The 11959-nt window shown below is 58.5% G+C and carries 14 protein-coding genes; 11 read left to right on the forward strand and 3 right to left on the reverse strand.

Annotation, left to right across the window (positions count from 1 at the left end; translation table 11 throughout):
- The first annotated feature begins 63 nt into the window (after positions 1-63).
- The 3 genes from ACR0AU_RS13585 (at position 64) to ACR0AU_RS13595 (ending at position 3887) form a co-directional block, all read left to right on the forward strand.
- Positions 64-768 (forward strand): DUF3299 domain-containing protein, encoded by a 705-nt coding sequence (locus ACR0AU_RS13585; protein ID WP_480439323.1) that lies wholly within the window; start codon positions 64-66, stop codon positions 766-768.
- Positions 765-1943 (forward strand): carbohydrate porin, encoded by a 1179-nt coding sequence (locus tag ACR0AU_RS13590; RefSeq protein WP_170733628.1) that lies wholly within the window; start codon positions 765-767, stop codon positions 1941-1943. The genes ACR0AU_RS13585 and ACR0AU_RS13590 overlap by 4 nt, the downstream gene beginning before the upstream one ends.
- Positions 1944-2012: 69 nt before the next feature.
- Positions 2013-3887 (forward strand): amidohydrolase family protein, encoded by a 1875-nt coding sequence (locus ACR0AU_RS13595; protein WP_170733629.1) that lies wholly within the window; start codon positions 2013-2015, stop codon positions 3885-3887.
- A 491-nt stretch (positions 3888-4378) separates the two neighbouring features.
- Here ACR0AU_RS13595 and ACR0AU_RS13600 read toward each other — a convergent pair whose 3' ends face one another.
- Positions 4379-4792: a MerR family transcriptional regulator gene (locus ACR0AU_RS13600; protein WP_299882716.1), complete on the reverse strand. Its 414-nt coding sequence runs from the start codon at positions 4790-4792 to the stop codon at positions 4379-4381.
- Between the two features lie 76 nt (positions 4793-4868).
- On the opposite strand from ACR0AU_RS13600, the gene ACR0AU_RS13605 reads away from it, so the two are divergent.
- From ACR0AU_RS13605 to ACR0AU_RS13630, 6 genes are all read left to right on the forward strand, one after another.
- Positions 4869-5276 (forward strand): mercuric transporter MerT family protein, encoded by a 408-nt coding sequence (locus tag ACR0AU_RS13605; RefSeq protein WP_235872022.1) that lies wholly within the window; start codon positions 4869-4871, stop codon positions 5274-5276.
- A gap of 15 nt (positions 5277-5291) precedes the next feature.
- Entirely contained in the window at positions 5292-5594 is a 303-nt protein-coding gene (locus ACR0AU_RS13610; RefSeq protein ID WP_055688104.1) for a heavy-metal-associated domain-containing protein, read from the forward strand.
- Between the two features lie 10 nt (positions 5595-5604).
- Positions 5605-5856 (forward strand): hypothetical protein, encoded by a 252-nt coding sequence (locus ACR0AU_RS13615; RefSeq protein ID WP_133840880.1) that lies wholly within the window; start codon positions 5605-5607, stop codon positions 5854-5856.
- Positions 5853-6239 (forward strand): mercury resistance system transport protein MerF, encoded by a 387-nt coding sequence (gene merF, locus ACR0AU_RS13620; RefSeq protein WP_299882722.1) that lies wholly within the window; start codon positions 5853-5855, stop codon positions 6237-6239. Before ACR0AU_RS13615 ends, merF begins: the two co-directional genes overlap by 4 nt.
- Positions 6240-6374: 135 nt before the next feature.
- Positions 6375-7805 carry a mercury(II) reductase gene (gene merA, locus ACR0AU_RS13625; protein WP_299882723.1) on the forward strand — a complete coding sequence of 477 codons (1431 nt, stop codon included), beginning with the start codon at positions 6375-6377 and terminating at the stop codon, positions 7803-7805.
- Positions 7806-7827: 22 nt separating this feature from the next.
- Positions 7828-9180, forward strand: coding sequence for a dihydrolipoyl dehydrogenase family protein (locus tag ACR0AU_RS13630; protein ID WP_299882725.1), 1353 nt, complete (start codon positions 7828-7830; stop codon positions 9178-9180).
- Here ACR0AU_RS13630 and ACR0AU_RS13635 read toward each other — a convergent pair.
- Complete coding sequence (locus ACR0AU_RS13635; RefSeq protein WP_299882727.1) at positions 9177-10040, reverse strand: cation diffusion facilitator family transporter; 864 nt, start codon at positions 10038-10040, stop codon at positions 9177-9179. The two genes, ACR0AU_RS13630 and ACR0AU_RS13635, sit on opposite strands and share 4 nt — an antisense overlap.
- Before the next feature lie 63 nt (positions 10041-10103).
- Here ACR0AU_RS13635 and ACR0AU_RS13640 point away from each other — a divergent pair, with 63 nt between their 5' ends.
- Complete coding sequence (locus ACR0AU_RS13640) at positions 10104-10454, forward strand: ArsR/SmtB family transcription factor (protein WP_299882730.1); 351 nt, start codon at positions 10104-10106, stop codon at positions 10452-10454.
- Between the two features lie 4 nt (positions 10455-10458).
- On the opposite strand, the gene ACR0AU_RS13645 is transcribed toward ACR0AU_RS13640, so the two are convergent.
- Positions 10459-11394 carry a cation diffusion facilitator family transporter gene (locus ACR0AU_RS13645; RefSeq protein WP_299882732.1) on the reverse strand — a complete coding sequence of 312 codons (936 nt, stop codon included), beginning with the start codon at positions 11392-11394 and terminating at the stop codon, positions 10459-10461.
- A 75-nt stretch (positions 11395-11469) separates the two neighbouring features.
- Here ACR0AU_RS13645 and ACR0AU_RS13650 point away from each other — a divergent pair, with 75 nt between their 5' ends.
- Positions 11470-11925 carry a MerR family transcriptional regulator gene (locus ACR0AU_RS13650; protein ID WP_299882734.1) on the forward strand — a complete coding sequence of 152 codons (456 nt, stop codon included), beginning with the start codon at positions 11470-11472 and terminating at the stop codon, positions 11923-11925.
- Positions 11926-11959: the final 34 nt, after the last annotated feature.

The following is an 11959-nucleotide window of genomic DNA, read 5'->3' on the forward strand; positions in this document are numbered from 1 at the left end:
TTTATGCGACATTGCTTCCGCTCCATAGTATTCGCAGGGTTGGTTTGGTGTGCTCTTCCTGTCATGGCGACGCCAGGAACCGCGTTAGACTGGTCTGACCTGCCTGACCCGTCCGCGCAGGTCTTTGAAGACCCCTATCGCGAACTTAGCGCCGAACAATTCGACGATGTCCTTTACGTCGTACGACTGCGCGGCAGATTGCAGCGGGACTTTGGCGGCAATGAAGAAAGGCAGAAATGGCAAGAGCTTCTGACCGAGACTGAGGATGCCCTGGTGGCAGATGGGATTGATGTCGACTGGCTGCTGGATCAGCGAGAGGTCGTGACGGAACGTCGAAGAAAAGCAGGTACAAACGGAAATCCGCAATTCGACGGTCAAACAATCACACTCGCGGGCTTTGCCATTCCCGCTCCGAGTGATCCGGACGGGCGACCTGTCGCGTATCTGGTGCCGGAACGCGGGATGTGTAGTCACATGCCTCCTCCTCCGCCCAACCAGATGATCCGTGTACGGTTGAATGGAGACTGGACGCCCAGCTATTTCCACGAACCCGTTCGGCTGACGGGCACGCTGACTATCGATCCTTCTGTTCAGAATATGATGGTTGTGGACGGCCTCATGCCTATGAATGCGACTTTCCAGTTGGAGACGGAACGCGTCGAAACTCTGGAAACTGAAGCAGACAGGCTGGAATGGAAGCAGCGCGCCGCCGATCGCATCCGGGCGGCGGGAGATCGCAAGACCAGCGGGGCAAAGGCGTCTGAATGATAAGACTTCTGTTTGCCGCATTGAGTATTGCCTTTGCTGGCGCAGCGTCGGCTCAGGGACTGTCCGGGCCATCTTCGGTCGAAGCTGATCTAGAGCCCGGCGATGGGCTAACCGATCCGCAATACCGTACCGATTTTCCACGCAATATCGCACCAGGTTGGTTTCAGTGGAAAGACCGGCTGGCTGAGGGTGGGTTTCGGTTCAACATTGATTACCTGGCATTGGGCCAATCCACGAATGCTGATCTGGGAACCGGCGAAGCGGCAAGCGGAATTGCGCGTTTTTACGGCAGTTGGCAGGCAACTGAACGCGGCTCTCTGACATTCAAGATCGAAGACCGGCACAGTTACACCGATGTTGCCCCGCAATTCCTCGGGCTGGATGGCGGAGCACTTTCGATCACTGGGACAGCCTTCAACGATAATGGTTTGCTGCTGACCAATCTATTCTGGACGCAAAGGGCCGAGAACGGCGCGTGGACGCTGCAAGTCGGGCAGATTGATGTAACGGACTTTGTGGACATTTATGGGTTGGTCAGCCCATACAGCGGTTTCCAGAACCTGTCTTTCAATACCAATCCGACTATTAACACACCCAATCAAGGCCTTGGCATTGCCGGTGGAGTAAAGCTGAGCGAAAACTTCTACGCTGTTGCGAGCATCTCAGACGCAAACGCCGACCCGTCTGATCCAAACTTTGATGTGTTTAGCGATGGCAATCTCTTCAAGTCACTCGAGCTTGGTTACACCTCCGGCTTTGATCGCATCTACTTTGACAATATCCATCTGACCCTTTGGCACGCGGATTCAGCCGACGATGGCAGCCGCCCTGAAGACTTTGGGGCCGCGTTTTCAGCGGCGTGGTTTGTTGGCAATAAATGGATGCCATTCTTCAGGGCAGGGGCCTCAAAAGGGACAGCGGCGCTTTATGATCGGTCCGTTTCTGCAGGTCTGGGATATTACGGTCGTAATACCGATCTAGCCGGGCTGGGACTGAACTGGGCCGAGGCAAGGGGCATAGACGGTGATCAGTTCACGCTCGAAGCATTCTATCGTTTTTCAATATCACCCGGGCTGCAGATCACGCCATCACTGCAGTTCATTTCTGACCCGCTGCTGAACCCCACGCAGGATAGCATTATGCTGTTCGGTCTAAGAACTCGGATCGTTTTCTGAGGTGGGGCGAAAGCAGACTCCAAAAATAACAAAACATTCAGTTTTGTCGATAAAAGGGAGGATCCATCCATGCGTACCTTGTTTCTGGCGGGCACGTTGTCTGTTTTTTCGACACTAGGCGCCGCGCAGACTTACGACATCGTCATTCTCAACGGTCGGGTCATGGACCCGGAAACCGGGTTCGACCAGATTGCAAACGTTGGAATTAGCAACGGCTGGATCACTGCGATCACCGACGAAGATATTAACGGCAACCAGTCCATCGATGCGACAGGGCACGTTGTGGCACCCGGATTTATCGACCTTGAGCAACACGGGTTGGACCCTTGGGGTATCAAAGTAAACCTTAGGGATGGCGTCACAACTCAAATGGATTTTGAGGTCGGAGCCGCTAACATTGATGAATGGTATGAAGCACGAGAGGGCTCAACGCAGGCAAATTATGGCACGGTGGTTGGACAAGAATTCGCACGGATGCGGGTCCATGATGGGCTCGTGCTTGAAGGTGGAGATATAGACTTCCGGAACTTCTTCGCACTGAGGGCACAATCTGTGGAAGACGGCGTCGAGGGGTGGTCTTCTGTACCAAGCAACCGTGAGCAGATGAACGAAATCACTGCCCAGCTGGATGAGGGACTACGTCTTGGAGCACTCGGTGTGGGATCGACCATTGGTTACGCCCGCGAAGGTATTACCACCTATGAGATGTTCGAAGCACAGCGGGCTGCGGCGCGTTACGGTAGACTGACTTCCGTCCATCACCGATTTCATCCCAGTGCTTCGACGCCGACAGAAACACAGACGGGTGTAAATGAAATCTTGGTCAATGCGATGGTGCTTGGTGCCCCGCTGCACATTCATCATGACAATGATTATGGGTGGTGGGAAAATCAGGAAAAGCTCCAGATGGCCCGCGACCAAGGCTACAACGTCTGGTCCAGCTACTATCCTTGGACTGCCGGATCGGGAAACTACGGCGCTTCGATCATCGCCCCAGAAAACTGGGAAGGTTCGATGGGGTACAAATACGAAGACACCATCTTTGATCCCCAGCTCGATCGCTTCGTGACAAAAGACGAGTTTTTGAGCTTCGCTGAGAATGAACCGGGACGGACAGCCATAGTTTTTAGCCCTCCAAGAGAGCAATGGCTGAATGATTGGATCACCATCGCAGGCTATGGCATCTCGGGCGACGGTATGGCTGGGCTAGACATCGAGGGCAACTTGATGAATTGGGATGCTCCTTACGAAGACTATGCCGGGCATCCTCGGTCAGCAGGCAGCCACGCGCTTGTCTTGAGACTGGCTCGCGAAGCGAATGTGCCGCTTATGCTCACACTCACTCAGCTAAGTTACATCCATGCGAAGCGCTTAGGTGACACAGGGTTGCGAGCAATGCAGGTGCGTGGGCGTATGCAGGAAGGCATGGTCGCGGACATCACGATTTTCGACCCGGAATCTGTGACCGAAAAAGCGAACTATACTCTCGGTCAGCAAGGTCTTCCGTCAGAAGGCATTCCGTACGTGCTCGTTAACGGAACCCTTGTTGTTAACAACAGTGAAGTTCAGCGAGATGTTTATGCGGGACAGCCAATCCGGTTTCCAGTCGAGGACAGCGGACGTTTCGTTCCGGCTGGTCGCGAGCAGATCATGGGTATTCTCACGCCGGATACCGGCACGGCCCGTCCAACACTGCTCGATGATATCACAAATAGTGAAGCCAATGTCGCACCTGTTGATCCACCAACTAATCAGTTTGCATCGATAGAGCCCACCGACCCCTTTGATTGGTTTACTCCTCGCAACGGTCTAGATGACGGTGCCCTGTTCTTTTGCGTCGTGCATGCTCGCTTCGAGGACCGTGCAACGGTAAATCGTGATTATGCGAAGGCCATGATGTCTAAAACGGGCGGATTTAGAGGTGCTAGTCGCGTAAGACCTTGATCCATTGTGGGGAAAGGATGGTGGGTGATGAGAGACTCGAACTCCCGACATCTTCGGTGTAAACGAAGCGCTCTAACCCAATCCGCACGTGCAACAAGGTGCTGTTTTCCACTGCCGCCACCAACACCCTTTTGAGAGATGTCTTGCGTTGCCAGTAGCTTAACACTCTCACAGTCGACAAGGCACTGCAACACTGCAAGTGTGTTTTGCCACAGACTAAACCCTATAATTCAGTAAGAGCAGTGGTACGTTTGCAGCGGAGGCGCAGCGATCGCTACTTGTGGATAGGGGTATGGGGGCAACTGGCTACAAAGTACGTTTAGATGCCCTCTCAAAAAAATGTGCCGCAAATTTCCGTTTGCTCTAAGCGGGATTTTGAAGGGTCCGCAGCGAATGACCCCTTCGAGCCCAATTCTAACTCATGCTGCAGCGATGACGAACGGCAGCTCTTTCCTAGAACCACAGTGGCCACGGATTAAAGGCGCTCCCATTTACGCCTCGAGTAACGCGTCGATCACGGCACATTCCGGGGCAGCGTCGCCGGTGCATCGTGCAACGGTGTCCGACAGGACACGCTCAATGCGCTTAAGGTCCGCGATCTTGGCTCGAACGTCTGTCAGATGATCTTCCGCGATGACCTGAACCTCGGCACAGGTCCGGGACTGTTCATCGACCAGCCCAAGCAGTCCGCGAACCTCTTCGAGCGTGAAGCCGAGATCACGAGACCGCATGACGAATTTCAGCCTTCTAACATGGGCATCATCGTAGCTTCGGTAGCCCTTCGTATTGCGCGGCGGGTCCGGCATAATCCCGATCTTTTCGTAATAGCGAATGGTTTCGAGGTTGCAGCCCGTTGCGCGGGCCAAATCGCCCCGCCGAATTGATCTCACGCTTCTGTTACTCATTGTGCCGAAAAACCCCTTGAGCCTGTATCAACTACAGACCCTAGAACGGTGGAAACATCTGTTCAAGGAAGATTCGATGGAACAACATTTGGCAGAACTGCCGCAATCTCAGTCGCAGAAAACTGGCGACGAAACCACCAAGGGATGGGGCGTGACCGGCCTCGGCGTCCTCGGTGCGCTGGCGATGACTTCTTGCTGCATCCTTCCATTGGTGCTGGTCAGCTTTGGCGTGACAGGCGTGTTCATCGCGCAGCTCGGGGCGCTCTATGCCTACAAATGGTACACCTTCGCGCTGAGCGCCGCGTTTTTGGGATACGGCTTCTACAAGGCTTACAAGCCTGTAGATGCCGAGGCCTGTGCCGATGGCACCTGCGCCCGCCCCATCGACCGCCGCATCATGCGCGCAACCCTCTGGGCCGCTTCCGCGATTGTCGCTGTCGCCATGATCTTTCCCTACATCACCCCCTTCATCCTGAAATTCTGAACGAGGACCAAGACCATGAAGCATCTTCTACTATCCGCCCTGACCATCGCCGCCCTCTCGACTCCGGCCCTCGCTGAAGAGCGCCAGGTCGAGATCGCCGTCAGCGAACTGACATGCCCGTCCTGTTCATTCATCGTCGCCAGCTCGATGCGTGGTGTTCCGTCGGTCGAGATCGCCGCATTCGAGGACGGCCCCGAATACGGGCAGGGGGTTTACAGCGTGACCTACGATGACGCCGAAACTTCCATCGAAAGCATCATCGGCGCGGTGACAGCCAATGGCTATCCGGCGCAGGTGCTGCCCGACACAGCCTCCTGAGCCGCCTGCAATGCGTGACAATCTGATGGGTGGGCTGTTGGCCTTCGGAATATCAGCTCCGGTCGCGGTCGTCTGCTGCGGCGGCGGAACTGCCGTGCTTGCGGCCTTGTTCGGCGGGGTTGGTGCGTGGCTTTCCGGGGTAAACGGCATTGCCGTGCTGGTTTTGGCGGGTCTGACCTACCTGATCGTCCGCGCACTGCGTTGTTCACACATGAAACGGTCCTCCGGCCCCGACCCATCACAAAGAAAGATGGCCCCTTGACTGACACACCTGGAAATCCCGACCGCCTGCTGAAATGGGGGCTTGGCGGTGCGATCTTCGCCGCGCTCTGCTGCTTTACGCCGCTTTTGGTCGTCATCGTCGCTGGCGTCGGATTGTCGGCCCTCACGGGTTGGCTCGATTACGCGCTGTTCCCGCTGCTTTTTTTAAGCCTCGCCGTGGTGGCACAGGCCCTTTGGCTTCGCGCTGGCAAACCGGGTCCTGCCCCGAAACTCTGGGCCACCGGCCTCGCGGCAGCCCTGTCGATCCTGATCATTCTCTTTGAGTTCAGGTTCGCGATACGGATCACAATCGGCGTTTTCGCTGCCACAGCACTCTACGCGGTTCTCCTGAACCGCGCGCAAAGGAAAGGATCACCCTCATGATGATGGGATGTTGCACCGCCACTGGTATGTTCTTCGGCCTTCTAGGCATGTTGACACCGCTGCTCGCCCTCGGTGCGGTCATCTATCTGCTCGCGGCTAAATCGAGAAATCACGAACCAGGTGAGGTACGCTGAGATGAAAGACTTAATCAAAGGCGGCGACGGCCAAGGCGGCTATGACCTGATCGTCCTCGGGGCGGGGTCGGCGGGGTTCTCCGCCGCAATTACAGGCGCGGATGCCGGAAAGCGTGTCGCCCTCGTGGGATATGGCACCATCGGCGGAACATGCGTCAACGTGGGATGCGTGCCCTCCAAGGCGATGATCCGCGCGGCAGAGGCTGTGCACGGTGCGCGGGCTGCCAAGAGGTTCCCCGGCCTGTCGGGACAGGCACAAGTGGATGACTGGCAGACGCTCGTTCAATCCAAAGACGATCTGGTCGCGACCCTGCGTCAGAAGAAATACGCCGACCTTCTGCCGGAATATGAGGGTGTCGATTACATCGATGCCGGTGCAGCGCGACTGATCGAAGGTGGCGTGACAGTTGGTGAGCGAACCCTGAAAGCGCCGAAGATCATTATCGCCACGGGCGGGCGTCCCGTCCTGCCGACCATCGACGGGATCGAGAAAATCGGCGCGCTCGACAGCACCAGCCTTCTGGAACTCGAAGTGCTGCCGAAAAGCCTGATCTTCATCGGCGCGGGCTACATCGGCGCGGAGCTGGCCCAGATGATGAGCCGCATGGGCGTGAAGGTCACGCTCGTCGCCCGGTCGCATGTGCTGCCCGGCGCGGAGCCGGAAGTCTCTGAGGCGCTGGCGGAGGCGTTCGAGGCCGAAGGGATCACCCTTCTGACCGAATTGAGCTACGACAATGTGCGCCGCGACGGCGCGGGCGTGACACTGCGCGTGATCCAGGACGGAAAGCCGGTCGAAGTGACGGCGGATCACCTCGTATCAACCGCTGGCAGGCGGGCAAATACCGAAGATATGGGCCTGGACGCAATCGGCTTGGAAACCGATGCACGCGGGTCCATCGTCGTCGGCGACGACATGCAGACATCGGTGCCCGGCATCTATGCTGCGGGCGATGTGACCAACCTTGACCAGTTCGTCTATATGGCGGCCTATGGTGCAAAGCTCGCGGCCAAAAACGCGGTTCTCGGCGAGGATCATCGCTACGACAACGCTGCGATGCCATGGGTGGTGTTTTCCGACCCTCAAGTCGCGGGTGCTGGTCTCAGTGAAGCCCAAGCGCGGGACGCGGGCTTCGACGTCAAGACGTCTATCGTGCCGGTTGATCAGGTGCCTCGTGCGCTGGCCGCACGTGACACGCGCGGATTGATCAAGCTGGTGGCGGACAGAAAGTCCGACCGTTTACTTGGTGGCCAGATCATCGCACCGGAGGGGTCCGATACGATCCAGACCCTCGTCATGGCGCTGAAGTTCGGCATGACCACAAAGGCCCTCGGGGAGACGATCTTCCCGTATCTGACAACGGTGGAAGGACTGAAGCTGGCGGCGCAAACCTTCGACATGGACGTGGCGAAGCTGAGCTGTTGCGCCGGATGAAGATCAGGACAAGGACCAGCAAATGAATGAAGACTACGACCTGATCGTCATCGGGGCAGGTATGGCCGGAGTTGCAGCAGCCAACAAATGTGGCGCAGCGGGATGGCGTGTCGCCATTGTCGATGCGCTGCCCTACGGCGGCACCTGCGCATTGCGCGGCTGCGATCCGAAGAAAATCCTGCGGCGCGGTGCGGAAATCATCGACGCTGTACGACTCATGCAGGGCAAGGGGATCGATCCCGGTGATCTGTCGATCAACTGGGCCGATCTGATGGCACACAAGCGTGGCTTCACCGACCCGGTGCCGGACAAGATGGAAAAAGGCCTATCGGGCAACGGCGTCGAAACCCTGCATGGAGCCGCCCGCTTCACGGGAGACAACACGCTGGAGGTTGATGGGACGACATATCAGTCGGAACGGTTCCTCGTGGCCGCCGGGGCCATGCCCAGGCCGCTCGGCTTCACCGGAGCCAATCTCGTGATCGACAGCACGGATTTCCTCGACCTTGAGGCCCTTCCCGAACGGGTTCTTTTAATCGGTGGCGGCTTCGTGTCCTTCGAGTTTGCGCATATCGCCGCACGGGCCGGAGCCAACCCGATCATCGTGGATCGTGGCGCCCGGCCCTTACGCGGCTTCGACCCCGATCTGGTCGAAATGCTGATCGACCGCAGCGGCGGGATCGGCGTGGACCTGATGCGCGAAACCGAAATCGTGTCGGTCTCGGAAGCCAGTGAAGCATTCAGTGTTGAAGTGAAGTCAGGCGATGAAACCCGAACAATCGAAACCGATCTGGTCGTGCATGGCGCGGGCCGGGTTGCAGCCCTGGCCGACCTGAATCTTGAGGCGGCTGGTGTTGACTACAGTGACTCGGGCATCGTTGTAGCCCCCCATCTGCAAAGCACGACAAACAGCGCGGTCTATGCCGCCGGAGATTCCGCGGACACCGATGGCATGCCGCTGACGCCGGTCGCCGTGATCGAAGGGAAGGTCGCGGCCTCAAACATGCTCAAGGGCACTCAGACCGCACCGGATTATGCCGGTATTCCTACAGCTGTCTTCACCGTCCCGGAAGTGGCGCGTGTTGGCATGTTGGAAAGTGAGGCAAGAGACGCCGGGCATGACGTAGATGTCCGGTTCACCGATACGTGCGGTTGGTATTCAAACTATCGGATCGGCGAGACCTCTGCCGCTGCGAAGATCCTCGTGGACAGGTCGAACGGCAAGATCCTCGGCGCGCATCTGTTCGGCCCGGGATACGGCGAGCTGATCAACTTCTTCGGCTTGGCGATCAAGCTGGGTCTGACCGCGAAGCAGCTTCAGTCAATGACGGCGGCCTATCCGAGTGTTGGATCGGATTTAGGGTCGTTGCTTTAACGCAAGCCCCTCTGATCCTCCTTCAGGTCGTTCCTCGCATCCCGGATGATCACCCACGACGAATGCAGGAACAGCCCTGCAATGGCGAAGGCAACGATGAGGTCGGGCCAGGCGCTACCGAGCCATGCGACAAGCCCTGCCGCAATGACTACGGCGACGTTGCCGATAGCATCGTTGCGGGAGAACAGCCAAACCGCGCGCATATTGGCGTCACCCTTTCGGTGCTTCAGCAGCGGCAGGACGGCGAGAATGTTCACGATCAGCGCGCCCACGGCGAACGCTCCCATCAACCCGGCTTCGGGCGTCGTCTGGTTCAAGACGCGCCAGATCGTGCTGCCGACGACGCCCAGACCCAGAAGTCCAAGAAACACACCCTGGATCATCGCCGACCGCGCTCGCCATGTCAGCCTCCAGCCGATGGCGAGCAGGCCCAGAAACGTGATCGCCCCGTCGCCGAGAAAATCGAGCGCGTCCGCCTTCAAAGCCTGCGACCCGGACAGGAACCCGCCGAACATCTCGACCACGCCGTAGCCGAGATTGAGCAGGACCACGATCCAGAGGGCGCGGCGATAACTCGGGTCCTTGTAGGCCGGATCGGAGGATGTATCGCCGTCTTCGATCTTCTCAAAGCCGTAGCCGGTCGCATCGAGCGCGGGCCGCACCTTCGACAAGTCACCCTCCGCGATCCGCAATGTCATGACGTGGGTTGCGGCAGACACCTTCACATCGCCGGTCGCCACGCCCGCAGACCGGGCCGCGCGCTCGATCTCGGCGGCGTCCTTGGCGCAGTCCATGCCCTGCACCCGCATCCGGATCGGTGAGGATGCCGTAGGCAACGTGCTGTTCTCGGCCTGGCTCATGTGCGATCCTCTTCGAGGTGGTAAGCGAAAGGGTTCGCCGCTGACGTATCAGTGGATAATGATATGATGACGAACGACGCGCAAGGCGATCTTTTGGCAGCCGACGCTTTGGAACTGCGGGCAAAGCTCTTCCGGGGTCTCGGCGATCCCAGCCGTCTGGCGATCCTTGATGCGCTGGTATCAGGCGAACGCAACGTGCAGGAAATTGTCGGACATACTGGGTTGGGTCAGCCGAACGTCTCGAACCATCTGCGCTGCCTTCTCGACTGCGGGCTGGTTAGCCGCCGCAGCGAGGGCAGGTTCGTTCGATATCGGCTTGCTGACGGACGGATTGCCGGTCTCATCAAAGATGCGGATCGGCTCCTTGCCGCGACAGCCACCGGACTCGACAACTGCAAGCGCTACACAGAGTAGTTGCTCATCCGTGCCGCTCCTCGCCATGCCCGCGTCCGCCGAACTCGGACGGGTCGTAGCAGGCGTGGCGCGCGCATTCCAGCTCCAGCGTCGTGTGCTCGATGTCGAAGCGGTCGGAGAGCGCCGCTTTGATCCTATCTTTCACTGCGTCGGCGTCGTTCCAGCGGCCCTCGGCAATGACGACATGCGCGTCCAAGGCTGCACGGTGTTCGTCCATCTGCCAGAAATGCGCGTGGTGGATGCCCGTCACGCCGTCGATCTCCCGCACGGTATCAAGAACCGCGTCTGTCTCGATCTCGGGCGGCGAGCCGAGCATCAGGATACGGATTACGGGGCCGATCTCGCGGAACGACTGCCAAAGGATGTAACCCGCAATCAGCACCGTCACGAGCGGGTCGATGAGACGCCAATCGTAAAGCAGGATCAGCGTGCCAGCGACAATGACTGCGACGGAGCCGAGCGCGTCGGCCACGTTGTGCAGAAACGCGGCGCGGATGTTCACGCTGGATTTCGACATGGCGTAGGTCAGCGCAGCCGTCACCGCGTCCACGATCAGCGCGATCCCGGCGATGACGACGATCAGCCAGCCCTCGACCGGCTGCGGATCGGCAAAGCGCATCGCGGCTTCGTAGAGCAAGTAGAGGCCGATCACGATCAGCGTGGTATAATTGATGAGGGCGGCCACCACCTCGACCCGACCATAGCCGAAGGTCATTTCGGCATCCCGGGGTCTCCGCGCGATCTTGCGCGCGCCGAACGCGATGATGAGTGAAATCGCGTCGGAAAAGTTGTGCAGCGCATCGGCAATAAGCGCCAGCGAACCGGAAATGATGCCGCCCACGATCTGCGCGACCGTCAGGCCCATATTGACCGCGATGGCGGCGAAGACGCGGCGGTCGCCTGCCTCGGGATCAACGTGATGATGGTGGCCGTGCCCCATAGCGGCGGCTCCTTTTGATTCGTATCGTTTCAGGATAGATACGATCTACAGCGACTGTAGGTTCAAGAGGCAATAATGAAAGAATACTCGATCGGGCAGATGTCGCGCCGGACGGGCGTGAAGGTCACGACAATCCGCTACTACGAAAGCCGGGGTCTGATCCCGGCACCGGCGCGTACGACAGGCGGGCAGAGGCGCTACGATGAAGCGGCGCTCGAACGGCTCGCTTTCCTGCGCCACGCAAGGGAATTGGGCTTCAGTCTGGGTGACATCGCCGACCTGATAGCCTTGGCCGAAGCCCCGTCAAAGGACTGCGCACCTGCCCACGAGATTGCGCGGAAGCAGCTCGCGGCCGTGGACCGGCGCATGACCATTCTCGCGCAGCTTCGGGAAGAGCTGGTGCGGATGGCCGACGCGGATGATCCGGGCCATGCCGGAAAGTGTCGCGTCATCGAGGTTCTGGGGGATCACCGGCTCTGTATCGGTGCGCATGGTCGGCCGGACCGTAGCGCAGATTTATCTGGCAGCTAGGCAAAGTTCAGTTGCATGTGACAAAATCGACGGT

This window comes from Ruegeria sp. CG1, assembly GCF_056537265.1.

What these genes read in the sequence shown, in the direction of transcription:
- ACR0AU_RS13585 (WP_480439323.1), top strand. Translation starts at nt 64, where the DNA reads ATGGCGACGCCAGGAACCGCGTTAGACTGGTCTGACCTGCCTGACCCG.
- ACR0AU_RS13590 (WP_170733628.1), top strand. Translation starts at nt 765, where the DNA reads ATGATAAGACTTCTGTTTGCCGCATTGAGTATTGCCTTTGCTGGCGCA.
- ACR0AU_RS13595 (WP_170733629.1), top strand. Translation starts at nt 2,013, where the DNA reads ATGCGTACCTTGTTTCTGGCGGGCACGTTGTCTGTTTTTTCGACACTA.
- ACR0AU_RS13600 (WP_299882716.1), bottom strand. Translation starts at nt 4,792, where the DNA reads ATGAGTAACAGAAGCGTGAGATCAATTCGGCGGGGCGATTTGGCCCGC.
- ACR0AU_RS13605 (WP_235872022.1), top strand. Translation starts at nt 4,869, where the DNA reads ATGGAACAACATTTGGCAGAACTGCCGCAATCTCAGTCGCAGAAAACT.
- ACR0AU_RS13610 (WP_055688104.1), top strand. Translation starts at nt 5,292, where the DNA reads ATGAAGCATCTTCTACTATCCGCCCTGACCATCGCCGCCCTCTCGACT.
- ACR0AU_RS13615 (WP_133840880.1), top strand. Translation starts at nt 5,605, where the DNA reads ATGCGTGACAATCTGATGGGTGGGCTGTTGGCCTTCGGAATATCAGCT.
- merA (WP_299882723.1), top strand. Translation starts at nt 6,375, where the DNA reads ATGAAAGACTTAATCAAAGGCGGCGACGGCCAAGGCGGCTATGACCTG.
- ACR0AU_RS13630 (WP_299882725.1), top strand. Translation starts at nt 7,828, where the DNA reads ATGAATGAAGACTACGACCTGATCGTCATCGGGGCAGGTATGGCCGGA.
- ACR0AU_RS13635 (WP_299882727.1), bottom strand. Translation starts at nt 10,040, where the DNA reads ATGAGCCAGGCCGAGAACAGCACGTTGCCTACGGCATCCTCACCGATC.
- ACR0AU_RS13640 (WP_299882730.1), top strand. Translation starts at nt 10,104, where the DNA reads ATGATGACGAACGACGCGCAAGGCGATCTTTTGGCAGCCGACGCTTTG.
- ACR0AU_RS13645 (WP_299882732.1), bottom strand. Translation starts at nt 11,394, where the DNA reads ATGGGGCACGGCCACCATCATCACGTTGATCCCGAGGCAGGCGACCGC.
- ACR0AU_RS13650 (WP_299882734.1), top strand. Translation starts at nt 11,470, where the DNA reads ATGAAAGAATACTCGATCGGGCAGATGTCGCGCCGGACGGGCGTGAAG.